12 protein-coding genes are annotated in these 15,746 nt (G+C 71.5%); 4 read left to right on the top strand and 8 right to left on the bottom strand.

What is annotated here, in order from left to right:
* Positions 1-339: 339 nt before the first annotated feature.
* The 4 genes from AB0L25_RS39010 to AB0L25_RS39025 form a co-directional block, all read right to left on the bottom strand.
* On the bottom strand, positions 340-1,122 hold the full coding sequence (locus tag AB0L25_RS39010) for an alpha/beta hydrolase family protein (protein ID WP_500178437.1): 783 nt from the start codon (positions 1,120-1,122) through the stop codon (positions 340-342).
* A gap of 52 nt (positions 1,123-1,174) precedes the next feature.
* Complete coding sequence (locus AB0L25_RS39015; RefSeq protein WP_500178438.1) at positions 1,175-1,954, bottom strand: maleylpyruvate isomerase family mycothiol-dependent enzyme; 780 nt, start codon at positions 1,952-1,954, stop codon at positions 1,175-1,177.
* Positions 1,955-2,948: 994 nt separating this feature from the next.
* On the bottom strand, positions 2,949-3,212 hold the full coding sequence (locus AB0L25_RS39020; protein ID WP_500178439.1) for a helix-turn-helix domain-containing protein: 264 nt from the start codon (positions 3,210-3,212) through the stop codon (positions 2,949-2,951).
* On the bottom strand, positions 3,212-3,712 hold the full coding sequence (locus AB0L25_RS39025) for a DUF2975 domain-containing protein (RefSeq protein WP_500178440.1): 501 nt from the start codon (positions 3,710-3,712) through the stop codon (positions 3,212-3,214). The genes AB0L25_RS39020 and AB0L25_RS39025 overlap by 1 nt, the downstream gene beginning before the upstream one ends.
* A gap of 793 nt (positions 3,713-4,505) precedes the next feature.
* On the opposite strand from AB0L25_RS39025, the gene AB0L25_RS39030 reads away from it, so the two are divergent.
* The gene (locus tag AB0L25_RS39030) at positions 4,506-4,940 is read left to right on the top strand and encodes an FCD domain-containing protein (protein ID WP_500178441.1); all 435 of its coding nucleotides are present in this window, start codon (positions 4,506-4,508) and stop codon (positions 4,938-4,940) included.
* Positions 4,941-4,949: 9 nt separating this feature from the next.
* On the opposite strand, the gene AB0L25_RS39035 is transcribed toward AB0L25_RS39030, so the two are convergent.
* Entirely contained in the window at positions 4,950-9,593 is a 4,644-nt protein-coding gene (locus AB0L25_RS39035) for a hypothetical protein (protein ID WP_500178442.1), read from the bottom strand.
* Positions 9,594-9,868: 275 nt separating this feature from the next.
* Between AB0L25_RS39035 and AB0L25_RS39040 the strand changes: the two genes are divergently transcribed.
* Positions 9,869-10,630: a DUF6193 family natural product biosynthesis protein gene (locus AB0L25_RS39040; RefSeq protein ID WP_500178444.1), complete on the top strand. Its 762-nt coding sequence runs from the start codon at positions 9,869-9,871 to the stop codon at positions 10,628-10,630.
* Between the two features lie 262 nt (positions 10,631-10,892).
* Here the strand turns inward: AB0L25_RS39040 and AB0L25_RS39045 are convergent, their stop codons facing one another.
* Positions 10,893-12,431 carry an alpha/beta hydrolase gene (locus AB0L25_RS39045; protein ID WP_500178446.1) on the bottom strand — a complete coding sequence of 513 codons (1,539 nt, stop codon included), beginning with the start codon at positions 12,429-12,431 and terminating at the stop codon, positions 10,893-10,895.
* A gap of 750 nt (positions 12,432-13,181) precedes the next feature.
* Positions 13,182-13,790: a TetR/AcrR family transcriptional regulator gene (locus tag AB0L25_RS39050; RefSeq protein WP_500178447.1), complete on the bottom strand. Its 609-nt coding sequence runs from the start codon at positions 13,788-13,790 to the stop codon at positions 13,182-13,184.
* A gap of 89 nt (positions 13,791-13,879) precedes the next feature.
* Here AB0L25_RS39050 and AB0L25_RS39055 point away from each other — a divergent pair, with 89 nt between their 5' ends.
* The gene (locus AB0L25_RS39055; RefSeq protein WP_500178449.1) at positions 13,880-14,311 is read left to right on the top strand and encodes an organic hydroperoxide resistance protein; all 432 of its coding nucleotides are present in this window, start codon (positions 13,880-13,882) and stop codon (positions 14,309-14,311) included.
* Positions 14,312-14,328: 17 nt separating this feature from the next.
* Entirely contained in the window at positions 14,329-14,778 is a 450-nt protein-coding gene (locus AB0L25_RS39060; RefSeq protein ID WP_500178451.1) for a peroxiredoxin, read from the top strand.
* 46 nt (positions 14,779-14,824) lie between these two features.
* On the opposite strand, the gene AB0L25_RS39065 is transcribed toward AB0L25_RS39060, so the two are convergent.
* The gene (locus AB0L25_RS39065) at positions 14,825-15,550 is read right to left on the bottom strand and encodes a sensor histidine kinase (RefSeq protein WP_500178453.1); all 726 of its coding nucleotides are present in this window, start codon (positions 15,548-15,550) and stop codon (positions 14,825-14,827) included.
* Positions 15,551-15,746: the final 196 nt, after the last annotated feature.

A 15,746-nucleotide genomic window follows, 5' to 3' on the forward strand; every position in this document is an offset into this window, starting at 1 on the left:
AGACCCCAGACCCTTCATCTGGACGAAGACAGCCGACGAAATTCTCGACACCCTCGCCTCGTACTGCAGGCGAATTAATGACTCAGGACACTAGGACCTGTTCCGACAACCCGCCGCCACGACCAGAATCAGGCCGAACCGCCCGGCGGACCACATCACCCGCCATCAACGAATGGCTCTGATCAAATACGCGACAAGCCCTCCAGCAAGAGCTACAGACACGCTCTAACCGTCAGCGCGTTCGCGCCTGGATCCACGCCGAAAGGGCCTGAAGGTAGCTTGCGGAGAGGACACCGTCTATCTGGATGCGATGATCGGCCCCGGGGATCACCTCCACGGTCAGTGTCGCCCTCGGAGCACGGTCGCGATGACAGGCCACGGCACTGAACATCCGAATGCTGTCGGCAAAGGGCACCAGTTCGTCCGCTCCTCCGAAGATCGCCAAGTGCGGGCGGCGCAGCCGCAGCGCGTCCGGCAAAGGACCATGATCCTGCTTGCGTTTGAGGAATCCCCCAAGTCCTCGTCCACATCCGCCCAGTAAGCGGCGATGTCCGATGCCTCCCCGGCAGCGGCGATGAGCCGTGTCGCCTCGGCGAAGCCGGCATCGCGTCGTCCTGCCTCCACCAGGCGGTCGTACAAGGCCAGACTTCGGTCGATGTGCTGCGGTGAAGCCAAGCCATCGGCTTGCAGGGTGTTGGCCAACGCATAGCGTTCCTGTACGGCCGGGGTCGTCCCCGGGCAACTGTTGATGATGACCCACGGCAGAGCATCTTGGACGGCGGCGCGCAGCACGACCCAACCTCCCTCGCTGTGCCCGAACAGCCCGACCGCTTCGGCCGGCACCGCGAGTTGCGAGCGCAAGAAGTCCAACGCGGCCAGCGCGTCGGCCGCAAGGTCGTCCATCGTCGCCGTGCGCCATTGCCCCGACGAGTTGCCGACACCACGCTTGTCGTAGCTCAGGACCGCGATCCCGGCGTCCACCAGGAACCGGCGGATCGGAAGGAACGCGACATCACGCAGATCCGCCGGCATGAGCTCAGTCCCTTGGTCTCCCCGCCGAGCAGAATGCCCAGCCCGGCCCGCAGCGGAGGTGGTCTTACCTGCTGAGGGGGCCCGCCTCATCCTGAGCCGTGAGTCACCGGGCCGCGCTGGACTCACTGCGTCCGAGCGCGCATCAACCGTCGGCGACCCAGTCCATGTGTTCGATCCAGTGGTCTAGCAGCGCCCGATCCCCCAGTACGTCCAGCGTGGACGCCGCCTCCAGCAGGCGACGCCTGCTGAGGACGAGCAGCAATTCGGCGGCCGGGCCACGTACCGCGACGTCCGCCTTGGTGTGCGCGCGTTCCAAAACGACCATGTCCGGCTCCCGACGTATCACCCATTCTCCGGACGCGTCGGTGGCGTGAAAATGCAGGGTCTGGCCATCGCCGCGCACCGCATCGGCGAAGTCCGGCCTGTTCTCCCAGTAACCGCGGGACGTCATCGTGTCCAGCCAATCCTCGACGGCCGCAACGGCGATCTCCGGCTTCAACTCGTACTGCATGCCGAGCGCCGCGGCCGCGTCCGCACGATGCACGCAACCCTCGCCGAGCAGCCGCCGCGACCAGAAGGGCACACCTGCGGCACCGCCGGACGGATCCCACACCGGCGTGTCGTCGGCGACCGATTCGAACGCCCGCTTCGCCTCGGCCGCGCCGTCGTTCAGCCACGCTCGCCACTGGGCCGAATCGGTCGGAGCAGGGACGTAGCCGGCGAACGCCCTGCTCGGCTCGGCCATCCGCTCCCCCACGAGCATGGTCACCATGCGCTGTGTCGCGCCGACATGGTCGACGAGATCCGCCAGCTTCCATTTCGGGCACGTCGGCACCGGGGCCGCCGCGTCCCGGCCGTGTACCCAGTCGGCGAGCGTGCTCGTCTGTTCGACAACAGCCTTCAAAACCGCAGACGTGTCCATCGGTGTACCTCCGTGCTCCGTCGATGCTTTCTACAGATGCGTCATGCAACGGACGCTACTCCGTCGGCGGTACGACGGCCCGCGTAATCGTCTTTCTCGCGGGTCTTCCCCTCAGCCCCGGCCGACCGGCAGTGCAAACTACGGAACGAAAGGGCATGGCCGCGACCAGTTTGCAGGCTGATAGGCAACACCGTCGTGAAACCACTGCCTACCCGGTCACAGGTGCCGATTCACACGGAACCCCAACTCGTCGGCCGGGCCTCGCTTCAACGCGAGGACGGCCCGGGCCGCCTCGCCCTCGATGAAGGGTTGATCCGCTCCGGTCTGTGCGAGCATGCGCGCACCCGGCCCGTTATTCCGGTGGACGTCGGCAGGACGAACTGTGGTCGGCCACAGCGAGCGCCTCACGCCGTCCTGTGGCCGTGCTCGGCGTACGTCCACCGAGCCGGCAGGCCCCACGCGCGGTGCCACCACATCAGCGACGGTGCGGTGGCGTCGGAGAGGTATAGGACGGGCTGCGGTGCGGGCGCCATTGGTGGGGTTGTGGCGTCACTGGTAGCGCGGCTAGCCATCGGGACGGGTACCGCCGACCGTGTCACCACCGAGCATCGTGATGTCGGTGCCATGTCGGCGTCGCCCGACCACGGCGCCGACACGGCCGCTGTGCGGCGATGGGCACGACTGCATCGGCCCACCGCCTCGCTACGGGACTTCGAGTGGCGGACGGTCCGCGACCCGTAGCCACGACCCGTCCGGCTGAACCGTGCGGTGCGAAGCCCAAGCGGCTGCGCCGTGACGGCCTCGCGTCGCCCGCTGCACGGTGGAGCAGCTGATGGCGGCCGGAGTCAACGCCTCCATTCGTCCATGCCTTCTCGATGTCCCTGGGTACGCCGTAGGTATGCGCGGCGCTGTGGCTGGGTAGCCGTCCTCCGTCAGCATCACTGCGACCTCGATGGCGCCGTGAACAGCGCCATCACCAAGCACCGCCATCTGCTCACCCGTCCGTGACGTTCACGCTGTCCGCGGTCGAATCAGCAGTGTCCGGTGCGGCGTCGGGGGCCTCCCAGCGGAGCAGGTCTCCCGGCTGGCATTCGAGCACCTCGCAGAGTGCGGCGAGCGTCGTGAAGCGCACCGCCTTGGCTCGGCCGTTCTTGAGCACCGCCAAATTGGCGGGCGTGATTCCGATGCGGTCCGCGAGCTCGCCCACCGTCATCTTCCGCTTGGCCAGCATCACGTCGATGTCGACGACGATGGGCATCAGATCACCTCGTCGAGCTCGGCCCGCATCCGCGCCGCTTCGGCGTCGCGGGCGACGGCCCGCGCGAGCAGCATCCGCAGCACCAGCACGATCAGGGCCACCCCCAGGACCGCCACGCCGGCGCCGCCCACCAGCAGGACGATTCCAGGGGCGACGGCCTCGCCCGGCGCCAGGACGACGCCGAAGGCGAACGTCAGCAGCGCCCCGGCCGTGACCGCGCCGATCACGATGTCCACGTAGCGGAAGGCGGCGTGGGAGAACACCGTCCCGCGCCGCACCATCGTCACCAGCCGCCAGACGCAGGCCAGGACGACCTGGATCGTCGCGATGCCCAGGATCAGGATCATCAGGATCGGGACGCGCATGTGCGCGTTCTCCGGGTCGAGCTCCTCTTCCAGGTCGATGGCCAGCAGCCACATCATCACCGTCTGCACGAACACCGATCCGGCGAGCAGCATCGCCAGCACTGCACGCAACGCGAGCACCGTCAGCTTCCCCATCACCCCTCCATCGATCGAGACACGATGGAAATCTATCGAAAATCGATAGGATCGGCAAGGCTTGCCCTGGACAGGCCCAGCGAGCCGCAATCGGCCATGCACCGCCGCGTACCAGGTACCGATGGAGGCATCGGGCGAGGCGACACACGCGATGTCGCTGCGAACGCCGAGATAGGCCCGCACCGGCCCATGCGGAGACGAGCCGGCGGATGAAAGCCTGAACGGAGCATCCGGTCGCCGGGTCTCCGCAGCCCCGGCCGGACTCGGCAAGCAAAGGAGCGGCCTGCCAATGAGCGAATCACCCCGCGCGTATCCGACCCCGAACGCCGACCTGGCGGCAGTGCTGCCCGATCTCATGGAACTGGTCGCGCAGCTGCGCGAGAAGCTCGGCTTCGTCAACGAACTCCCCCCCACACTCAGGAAGAGTTTCGGGCGGGGAGTCCGCCCGTGTAGCGGCCGGTGGTGCCCTGCCTCCCGCGGGTCCCGATAACAACGACTTCGCCAAGGCCGCTTGGCGGCTGACAGAGGGGCTCGATGCCCTCCTGCGCGCCGCGACCGCCGCCCAGGCCGGGCAGCAGGCCGAGGCCGCCCTCCGACTACAGGACGCCAATGTCCTCCCACGCAGCGTTCGAGGGATCACCCAAAGGCTCATACACGGCTACCGCGGTGTATAGGGCAGGCAGACGGCACCACCGCTGACGGCCGTTCCGGTTTCTGGCTGCCGGTGTAGCCACGTTCGCGAATTTCGCCGCAGAAGTGCAGGACCGGGGCCCTGACTCCTCGACCCGGCGCAGTGCAAACAGCTCGACAACACCAAGACCGAGCGAACAGTCGCCTCCACCTCGAGCCGCTCATGGCACGTCTTGCCGCCGAGCGCGTGAAGTCGGGTGTCGCCTGGTCGGCCCAGGAGTCCGCCCAGTCGACAGAAGTCGACGCGGAGGGGCGCCGGGACTTCCATTTCACGGTCGCCAAGTTCGCCGACGATCCGGTCCTGCTCCTCTTCGCGCACGCCCTGCGGGACATCACCGAGGACATCTCCCGTGGTCAGCGGCTTCCGGCGGTCGCCGACGCCGACCGCAACATCGCCCACGCGGACATCGAGAAAGCCATCGCGGAGGGCAAACCCACGAAGGCCGAAGAACTGATGCGCGGCCACATCGAGAAGTACACCGAGCTCATCGCGACCCACTCCCCGCATTTGTTGAACCAGGTCATCGACTGGGCCTGAGACAACACCTCATTGGCAAACCGCGCGCGACCAGGCGGCGGCGAACATCTCGTGCAGCGGCGCCGTCGGGAGCAACCGCAGGAAGGGGCCATGGACCTCCTTGCGGTAGGGCACCTCGGCGAGGTGCGGCGCGAGCTTCGCCGTCTCCAGCGGCAGCTCGGGTGACTTCACCTCCGTCCACTCCCCCGGCACGAACGCCGTCCGGCCCGCGCGGGCCCGCTTCTCCTCCACCACGAGGCCGAGCCGCACCAGCTCGGCCTGCGCCCGCTTGTGCCGCGCGGCCGTCCAGCCGTTCCACCTGCGGACGTTGCGGTCCGTCGGGCGGGCGAGGGTGAGGAGCTGGAGGTAGAGCGCGGCGGCGTCCTCGCCCGCGCCCGTCCGCGCGGCCGCCTCGGCGACCAGTTCGGGCACGCCGAGCAGCGGGTTCGCCTCGTACCCGCCGGGCGGGACGGGCGTGTCGGCCGCCCGCGCGACCATGCGGGCGATCCCGCCGTCGTAGCGGAGCGCGATCCCGCGCACCTCGCGCAGCACGCCGGGGAGGTCGTGCTCGGCGCAGATCCGCTCGAGCCGGTCGAGGACGGACGGGTCGGCGAACGCGGACGGCCGCACGATCGGCCACTGGATGCCGCCGTTCGCGTGGACGATCAGCAGCCCGTCGTCGTAGGCGGTGACGTCCGGGTCGATCTCGTCGAGCGGGCCGGTGTCGTCCGTCCGGCGGACCGGCACGGTGCGGGGCCCGAACGCGTCCGGCGCCGACCTGCGCAGCGAGTGCGGCTTCTGGGTGGGCAGCAGGAGTTCGGGGGCGGCCATCCTGGCGCGCAGCCGCGCGTACAGGTCGGCGGCGCCCGCGGTGGCGGGATCGCCGACGGGACGGTCGGTCAGCGCCCACACCAGCGCGGACGCGACGGCCGTGTACGGGTCGCGGTAGAGGCGGTAGCGGTCGGCGCGCAGGGGGTACACCTCGAGAGCGTGGTCGTCGCCGGACCGGGCCCGGGCGGCGACGATGCAGCGCAGGTCCTCGGCGGCGATGCCGGACGAGCCGGGGTCGGCCAGGGCCGCGGCCATCGCGGTGCCGAGCCCGAGGTCGGTTTCGAGCTGGCCGGCCGCCTTCTCGTCCACGGGCGGGCACCGGTCGACGAACTCCAGCCAGGCGTCCGCCATCCGCTCGGCGGCGCCGGTGAGCCCGCCGGCCGTCCACAGCCCGGCGGGGTCGGACGGGATCGCCGCCGCGAGGACGCGGAGCCGTCCCGCGTGGCCGAGCTTCCGGGACAGCTCCTCCGCCTCCTCGGCGACCGCCTTGCTCGCCGCGTAGGGCTTGCCGCGCAGCATCTTGTCGTGCGCCTCGAAGTTCGTGGTGAGGTCGCTGCCGTGGTTCCGGCGGCGCGGCAGGCCGTCCAGGACGAGCGCCGCGACGGCCCGCCGGACGCCGGTGCGTCCGGTGAACGCCGCGACCGCGCCCTCGGCGAACTTCAGCGGACCGTGCCGGTCGAACAGGTCGAGCAGGCGGCCGAGCCGGGACGCGTCGTCGCCGGTGGTCACGGTCTCGACGTCCGTGGCACCGTCCGGTTCGGGCGCGTCGGCGCGCTGCACGAACCGGTACGTCCTCTCCGGGCCGACCGGCCCGTCGGCGGACGGGACGATGCCGGTGAGCACGGTGCCGGGAAGTCCGGCCAGCGCGGCGCCGGTGGCGCGTCCGCGCCGCCAGGTCCCGGGCCGGGCGAACGGCTGGCCGATCCAGGTGCGCAGCAGACCGGCGAGGGCGACGCGGTCGGCGTCGGGGGTCGAGGGGGCGATCAGCCGCCAGGCGGCCGCGTCGATCGAGCCGAGCAGGGCGGGCCAGTTCTGCGGCCGTCCGGGCGGGCTGGCCAGCCGGGTGGCGTCGTCGATCTCGCCGGCGAGGAACCGTCCGTCGGCGGCGACCGCGGTCAGCGTCGCGGCCTGCGGTGACGGGCTCCACCGCTCGTAGGGCTTCAGCTCGGGCAGCAGGCCGCGCAGCGCGACGACCAGGTCGGGGTCGCGGACCTCGGCGGCGGGCCGCGCGGCCGCGCCGGTGCGGACCGTCCGCACCCGGCCGGAGATGTCCGTGCGGCGGCCGAGGACGTCCGCGGCGCGGTGCACGGTCGCCACGACCGCCCCGATGATCTCCGGGTCGGTGACGCCGGGCAGGACCTCGGCGAGCGTCGCCCGCACGTCGGCCGACTCGCCGGACGCCGCGGCCCGCAGGAGGGCGCGCGCCGCGCGCTCGTCCGTCCGGCGCAGGGCCCGGGACGAGCCGAGGTGGCGCGGTGCGAGGAAGTGCCAGAACGCGGGCGGCGGTAGCATCGGGCGGCCCTGCGGATCGGCACCGGAGTCGCCCTTGGCGGCGGGGAACGCGCGGCCCTCCCAGTGCAGCGCGGCGTCGGCGGCGTCGAAGAACCGCATCACCGCGAGCGCGCTCCGGGTGACCTGCGTGGCGATGAGGTCGGCGCCGCCCGCGGGCATCCGGACGATCCCCCACGGACGGCCGTCGCCCGGCCGCATCGGGAACGTGGCGCGGCGGCCGTCGGCGCCCTCGATCGTCCAGGGGCGCGGGTTCGTCCGTCCGGCGAAGGCCCCGACGACGCGGAAACCGGCGAGCGCGCCGTCCTGGCCGAGCGGGGAATCGGCGACACCGGCGGGGAGGCGGACGAGGCTCAGCCGGGTATGGTCCCAGTCCGGCCCGCCGGGGCGCCGGGCCGACGTGAAGAAGTCCGGGAGAGCGGCGCCGGGCCCGGAGCGCTCACCGGTCGCGGGGTCGAACACGGTCCAGGCCCCGGGGGATCCGTACCTGGACAGTGTCCAGACGCGGGTGCCGTCGGTGAGCTGCTCGCCCTCGGCGATGCCGTCCCGGCCGCCGGGGAACAGCACGCGCACGCCGTCGAACCGGCCGCCGTCGGCCGTCTCGAAGTGGAAGCCGAGCGCGTCGTCCAGCAGCCCCCGGCAGGCCTCCATGCCGGACGCGTCCGCCGGTGCGAAGACGGCCGCCGGGTCGCTCGCCCAGCACGCCTCGTCGGCCTTGGTGTCGCGCCGCGTCGACCAGCCGACGAGGAAATCACCGCCGACGTAATGGACGCTGTGCACCTGCACGCCCGGCGGCAACGCGAACCCGCACGCGCCGCGCCGTCCCCGATGGTCGATCGCGATCGCGCGCTCCCGGCCGTAGACGGTGAGAACGGGCCAGGTGGACGTCACGCCCCGCACGTCCTCGCCGAGTTCGGCGACCGCCTCATCCAGCGCGGGCCAGTGCAGCTCGGCGTGCACGCCCGCGCGCAACGTCCGGGCGAGCGGGACGGCCAGGTCGAGCGCGTCGAGGGCGCCGTCGAGGCCGTCCAGGGCGGCGATCGTCGGCGGGTCGAGGTGACCGTCGAGCTCGGCGATCGCACCGGCCGCGGCGCCGAGCGCCGCCCCGGCGGCGCGCTCGAGCAGCCCGTCGAGCCGCTCCCGAACGGCGGGCTCGACGCCGGGACCGGCCGGCAGCCGGGTGATCGCCGTCCCGTGCCGCAGGTCCGCGTGGACCGTGCCCTCCAGGCGCTTGCCGAAGACGGGGTCGGCGGCGAGGGCCCGCAGGTCGCGGCGGGAGGCGCCGCCCCACAGTTGCAGCCTCGCGGGGGCGTCCCGGACCGGCACGCCCTCGGCGAGGCACGCGTCGAGGAGGTCGGCGTCGAAGTACGGGTAGCGGTACACGTCGGCGTGCAGCTCGACGGGCGCGCCTTCGGCCTTCAGCCGCGGCGCCAGCATCGGGAGCGCCGCGTACAGCTCGGCGGGCATCGGCTGCGCCGTCACGCCCCCGTACGGGACCTTGACGTGCTTGTACCGGCGGGCGAACCGGCCCAGCCAGCCCGCGAGCCCGCCCTCCGGCCGGACGTCCCCGGCCGCCATCGCGTCGACGATCCCGGCGGCGTCGAGCATCCGCAGCCAGGCGCCGCCGTCGGTGGCGGCGGGCGGGAGCAGCTCGGCGAGCGCCGCGCGGGTCTCGTCCGGCGGCGGGGCCTGCCCGAACACCTTCGCGGCGCCGTCGAGCAGCCCGTCGGGCAGCGCCGTCCCGCGCGCCCCGGCGAGCGCCCGTCCGAGCACCTCGGCGTCGGCCTCGAAGCCCAGCCCGGCGGCCTTGGCGGACGCGCGGACGAGCGCGTGCAGGTTCGCCGGCGGGGGCGAGCCGCCGTTCCCCCACCCTTCGGCGAACGCCGCGAACTCCCGGTGCGCGCGGTCGGCGGGGAACGTCGCGGCCAGCCACGCCCGGTGGTCGCGGACGGGCGCGGCACCGAGCGCCCCGGCCGTCGCGAACAGCCGCGCGTTGGCCAGCCGGTAGCCGGGGTCGACGGGCAGGCCGTCCGCTCGCTCGGCGTCGCGTGCGGCGGCGTAGGCCGTCCCGGCGTACCGGGGCGAGGCCTCGAGCAGCCGGTGCCCGACCATGTCGAGGAACCACGGCCGGTGCGCCGCCGGGAGGCGGCGCGCCTCGGCCCGCATCTCGTCCACGTACCGGCCGGGCTTCTCGAAGCGCAGACCTCCGCGGCGGCGCAGGGCGGCGCACGCGTCCTCCGCGAGGGGCAGGGCGGCGGGGTCCGCGGCCTTCACCCAGTCGAGGTAGATCGTCGAGCCGTTCGGGTCCGCGGGAACCGCGGGGATGGGCGACATGCGGGCGAGTATCGCAGCGCCCCCGGACGTTCTTCGGCATGACGTGCATGTCGCCCATCTCCCCTTCGCTTACCGAGCATGGGTTGAACCCGTCGGCATGGCACTCGTCAAGAACCGGCTGCTGCCCGCATCACCGGTCGCGGGAACGGCGTCGGCATCGGCATCTCCACAAGACGCGGTCCCGCGCCTCATCCACATCCGCACGGGTGCGGCCTGGCGACGTGGGTGAGCACCAATCAGTCCGAAATCAATGACACTGCGGCAGAGTTGAAGCCGTGACACGACAGCCGCGAGGGCATTACGTCCGCCTTTATCCCGAGATAGACCGGGCGGGAAGCCTCCAGGCCGCGATGCAGACCGCACTCGACCATGCAGGCCATGAGCTGACGGCCCAGCTGACCGGTGCTCCGGGCTGGTGGGATTGCGCAACACGGGTCGGTGACGGCCATCGGCACGTGAGCGTCACCGCTGCGAGCCAGGAACGCTGTCTTCTGATGGAGTTCTGGGGCCGGGGCGTCATGATGGCCAAAGCCCGGACCGGCGACTTGGCCGCAGCCGCCGAGGCCACCGGCCTCTGGCAGGCGGGCACGCGTCTGGACGAGCTGAAGACCGCCTGCCCGTTCGTCCAGTACAGCCCGCTCGCAGAAGCCCACGAACGCGGCGAGGCGGTCGAAGCCCAATGGGCGATCTACCGCACCACCTCAGCCCGGCACGTCGATCACGACCTGATCGAGGCGGCCTACGCACGACCCCGCCTGCGAGCACTGTTCCCCTTCCACAGCCACCGAACGCTGAACTTCAGCCGCTGCACCGGATTCCCCTACACCCACGACATCCCCGTGATCGACCCCCGACCAGACGGGACGTACCGCGTCGCGTGGTGGCGCGACCGCTCACCCGACGGACCCGCCATCGGAGAAGCCGACAACCCCCAAGACGCCACCGCCTTGGTCCACGCCAGCCTCCCCGACGACTGCGGGCCGGCTATCGCCGGCACCGGACACGACCTCGACACCTCGGCCGCAGTTTCCCCGTAGGCGGGAAGTCGGCGAGCAGCCGCCTCGCGCAGCCGGTGTTGACCACATACAAGATCGCACCTCGGGTCAGGGAGACTTTCCGGTAGGCCTCACCCTCAGCAGCCGAAGAGCGACGCGCCCTGCGGCAGTCCGAACGCTCGGCCCACCCAGGCCGGACGTCCGCCGGGTACGGAGCGGCGCCGCCGCCGGGTCGCTCGTCGGCCGCGGCCGCACGAGGCCGCGGTCACCGGCATGAACGGGGCCGCGCAGTCCCCGTGGCTCGTCAGCCGCAGGTGATGTCGCGCGCGGGGAGAACGCCGGTCCGCAGGTAGGCGTTGACAGCGCGGTCCGCGCACGGGACGGGCGTGCGGCCGTCGAGTCCGCGTCCGTACACGCCGTGCGAGCGGACGTCCGCCGAGACCAGTCGGCTGCCCTTGAGCCTTCGGTGCATCGCGACGGCACCGGAGTACGGGACGTTGTTGTCGCGCTCGGCCTGGAGGAGCAGCATCGGGACCCGGTTGCCGATCCGCACCGGGGCCTCGTGCGGCTTCGTCCGCCAGAACGGGCACGGGAAGATGCCGTTCGCCGTCGCCGCGAACACCGGCTGGGTGCGGCGCGCCCGCTCGATGTTCCGCCAGTACGTCTCCGGTTCGGACGGCCAGCCGCCGCCGGGCCAACCTGCGTCGCCGCAGAAGATCGCGTTGCCGCTGTTGAACTGGTTGTCCAGCTCCGGGTTCGGCTCGCTGAACAGTTCCAGCCACATGGCGAGTTCCGGGACGGGCCGGACGTCCCGTCCGTCGGCGGCGTCGGCCATGTTCCGGACGGCCTTCGCCAGTGCGGCGTTGTCCTCCTCGTGGGCGACGAACTGGCGCAGGATGAGCCCCAGCATGTTCGCGTCCATGGCGTGGTCGCCGATGCGGAGTGGCCCCTTGTCCACCTGGGCGCCAAGCCGTTCGACCGCCGCCCGGACCTGCCGGGGCGTGCGGCCGAGCCGGTACTCGGCGTGGCGGCGAGCCGCCCACGCGGCCCACTCGTCCAGGCCCTCCTCCTGCGCCGGGCCGGCCGCCTGAAAGTTCTCGTACTGCGTCAGCGCCGGGTCGGTCACGCTGTCGATGACGATCCGGTCCGCGCGGCGCGGGAACATCTGCGTGTAGAGGGCGCCCAGGTCGGCGCCGTAGGAGATCCCGTAGTAGGACAGCTTCCGCTCGCCGAGGACGGCCCGGATCAAATCCATGTCGCGGGCGATGTTGGCGCTGGTGGCGTGCGGCAGGAGCGCCGCGTTATCGCCGTGCTCGTGGCAGAGCCGCGCGGTTTCGCGCGCGTTCCGCACCGACGCCTCGAACGCCTCGCGCCGGGAGTGCGTCGGCTGCACCGTCGGGGACGTCCCGCAGTAGATCGGCGTGCTGCGGCCGACGAACCGGGGGTCGAAGCCGATCAGGTCGTAACGGTCGGCCGCGTCCTTCATCGCAGGCCGGAGCAGCGCCGTGTAGTCGAGGCCGGCCCCGCCGGGCCCGCCCGGGTTGGACAGCAGGACGCCTCGCCTGTGCGAGCCGTCCCTGGCCTCGATCCTGGAGATCGCCAGCTCGATGGACCGGCCGTCCGGGTTCGCGTAGTCGAGCGGCACGCTCACCTGGGCGCACTGCGCACCCGCCTTGGTCAGCTCGGTGGCATCGTCCGGACACGGCCCCCATGAGAGCCTCTGATCGAGATACCGCGTCATGCCGGACGGCCGGTCGCGGGGCTCCTGCGCCGAGGCGACAGACGAGCCGGCAATCCCGGTCACCGCGACCACGGCGCCCATCACCAGGCGAGAAATGATCACGTTTCCGACCCTAGTTCCCGGTCCCGAGGGAATCATTGCGGCAGACCCCATTCTCCGGGTGGGGGTAACCACAGGCCGGACGCCGTCCTCGGCCGCCCCATTGTTTCGACGGTTCGCGGAAGCCGCCGTCGAATTCGCCATCGGCAGATGGAACGCCGTGAAGACACCCATGCCCGAAGGCCCCGGATCGGTCGCCGGAGCACCGCACCTGCCGCCCGGCTTCCCCGACACCTTCACCAGCCGCTATGTCGACATCGGCGACGTGCGCCTGCAAGCGGTCATCGGCGATCGGGGACTCGCGCAGCGTCGGGCTGCCGGGCAAGCCACACGGCAGGTACGACGAGCAAGTGCGCGGTCGGACTGGCGCCCGAGCACGGGCTCGGCACCGACCACGTCGGCACCTACGTGGTCGGTGCCGACGCCGCGGCGTTGGCGTCACGCCCGACGGCCAGTATCGGCGGAACCGGGGTTGCCGCGCAGCGTAGCCACCGCCGTGTGGGATTCTCCTTTCCGCCAAGTCCAGTTGCGTCAGTTAGCCCAAGTGAACTGATGAGCTCATCTAGAATGGGGCAGGGTCCTGTCTTCAATCAGCAGGACAGGGGCCAAGTAAACCGGTGACCTCTTCGTCAGGCCCGAACAGCGACAAGAGGCCCACTCTCTGCGAGAGCAAGCCTCTGACCTGGGGAACGTGGGCGATATTGGGTTCGAGCCAGTGACGTCTTCGGCGTGAAGCGATATGGGGAAATCGATCTAGGTTGGTCTGGCGGGTGCGCCGGGCTCGAGCGTGGTGACGAAGAAGTCGACGATGGCGTGTTGCCGGTCGGGGTCGAGGATGGACGCCTCGCCGGAGAAGCTGACCCTGGTCAGGATGACGCCCAGGAACGCCTCGCAGGCCAGTGCGGGATCGACCGTGCCGGGGATTTCGCCGCGATGCCGGGCCGAGCGGAACACGTCCTCCACGACCGCCATGCAGTGGTCGATGAAGTCGCGGCGGAAACCGGCGTAAATGGCGGGATGGTTCTGCGCCTCCTGGACGCACCGCTGCAGGATCTCCAGGCGCGGGCTGGTGAACACCGCGGCCACCGCGGGGACGATCGCGAGCAGGTCCGTACGCAGCGCGCCCGTCCCGGGCACCGTCAGCCCGGCGGCGAGGGTGCCCAGCGCGTCGACGACGAGCCGGTCGCGGTCGGGCCAGCGGGCGTAGATGCCGCGCTTGTCGACCCCGGCCCGTGCGGCCACGCTGTTGGTCGAGAACCCCGCGATCCCCCGTTCGGCGAGTTCGTCCACCGCCGCACGGAGAACCCGCGCGTCGATCGACGGGTCGCGCCGGCGCCCGCGCGGACGTCCTGCTGAGCTCACTTCACCATCCCCGAGAATTAATGTACCGTGGCAGTACGTTAATTATATGAGATACCGGCCCGGCCTGGTCGGCATCGGAGGGAACGACTATGCCATCCACGTTGTACACCGCCACGGCGACCGCCTGGGGCGGGCGCGAAGGCCGCGTCGAGTCGACCGACCGGCGCGTCGCGCTGCAGTTGTCCGTCCCGAAGGCCCTCGGCGGGGACGACGGCCAGGGCACCAACCCCGAGCAGTTGTTCGCCGCCGGGTACGCGGCCTGCTTCCACAGCGCGCTGAAGGCCGCCGCCCGGCAGGAGAAGATCGACGTCGTCGAGTCGGCGGTGTCGGTCACCGTCGGCATGGTCGGCGGCCTCGCCGAGGGCATCGACCTCACCGTCCGGATCGAGGCCGAACTGCCGGACGTGCCCGACGACCAGGCGCGGAACCTGCTGGCGGCCGCGCACCGGGGATGCCCATACAGCCGCGCGACGCAGGGCAACGTCGCCGCCGAACTCGTTCTCGTCCAGACCGACGACTGAACGCAGGAGGACATCCGATGCTGCAGACGGGCGAATCCGCACCCGATTTCGAACTGCCGGACCAGCACGGCGAACGCGTGCGGCTGAGCGACCTGCTGAGCAATGGGCCGGTGGTGCTGTTCTTCTACCCGGCCGCCCTCAGCCCGGGGTGCACCCGCGAGGCTTGCCACTTCCGCGACATCGTCGCCGAGTTCACCGAGCGCGGAGCGACGATCCTGGGCATCAGCGGCGACGACGTCCAGAAACAGAAGCAGTTCGACGACCGGCACCGGCTCGGTTACCCCCTGCTTTCCGACACCGACGGGTCCGTCGCCCGCGCCTACAAGCTCGCGCGGCGCATCCCCGGGCTGCCGGCCAAACGGGCCACCTTCGTCATCGGCGGTGACCGGCGTGTGCTCGCGGCGGTCCACAGCGAGATCAACATGAACGTCCACGCGGACAAGGCACTGGCCGCACTGCCGAAGTAGCGGACCGGGATGCCGTCCGCCGTGACGGCGGACGGCATCCGGTAGATCAGTCGCCCTGGCCCAGGATGGCGTTGGTATCGAGGTACTCCTCGGAGCCGTGGGCACCCCGCTCACGGCCGTTCCCCGAGTTGCGGTAGTCGCCGAAGGGCGCATTTATCCCGCACCGGCCTTTTGTGGACGTCGAGGTTGCGTTGATGTCGGCGATGACGACGTCGGGCCGCAGCCGCCGGGCCGGTGCGACGGCGGCGGTCGCGTCCGGCGCTTGCCGCCGAACGTTCGTCAGGGCCTCGACGACCACCCGGTACGCAGTGGCGGACACCCCGGGCGGCACCTCTCCGGCGGAGATCTCCAGCCCGAGCCCGGCCGGGGCTCTCCCCACGGAAGCGGTCGAAAAGTCCGGGCAGCTCGTCCAGGCCGTGCGGGCCGTCCCGGGCAGCGTCGTCGTTAAGCATCTGGACGATCCGGTCCAGCGAGGCCATCGCCCGCAGTCCGGCCCGCCCGGAGCCTGCGTCTGGACGATCACCCCGCCGATCTCGTGGGCTACGAAGTCGTGCAGGTCGCGGGCCAGGTCCAGGCGCTGCGCGCGGCGCGCCTCGGCGACGGAGCGGGTTCGCCACACGTCCAGCGATCGCAGGTAGAGCCCGGTCCCGGCGGCGGCCGACGCGTCAAGCGCCGTGGTTGGCGGGACGGAGTTCAGCGTCAGCCGCAGCGGGAGCGCGACCAGCGCGGCGGCCGCAGCGGTGCCCGCGACCACGGCGACGCCGTCGACCACGTGAAGCACCAACAGCCGGGCGGCCGACTCAGCCAGCCACCAGCCCGCCGTCCCGGTCCCGGCCGGTCCACGGTGGGCCGGGAGGCAGCGCGAGCAGGACGGCTACGGCGGTGCAGGCCAGCCAGGCCGGAACGTGATCAGCGGCCCCTCACCCGGGAACCTCACGACGGCCGGCTCGGCCGAACGGCCGAGGCGC

Source organism: Spirillospora sp. NPDC052242 (assembly GCF_040679555.1).
Classification (GTDB): domain Bacteria; phylum Actinomycetota; class Actinomycetes; order Streptosporangiales; family Streptosporangiaceae; genus Spirillospora.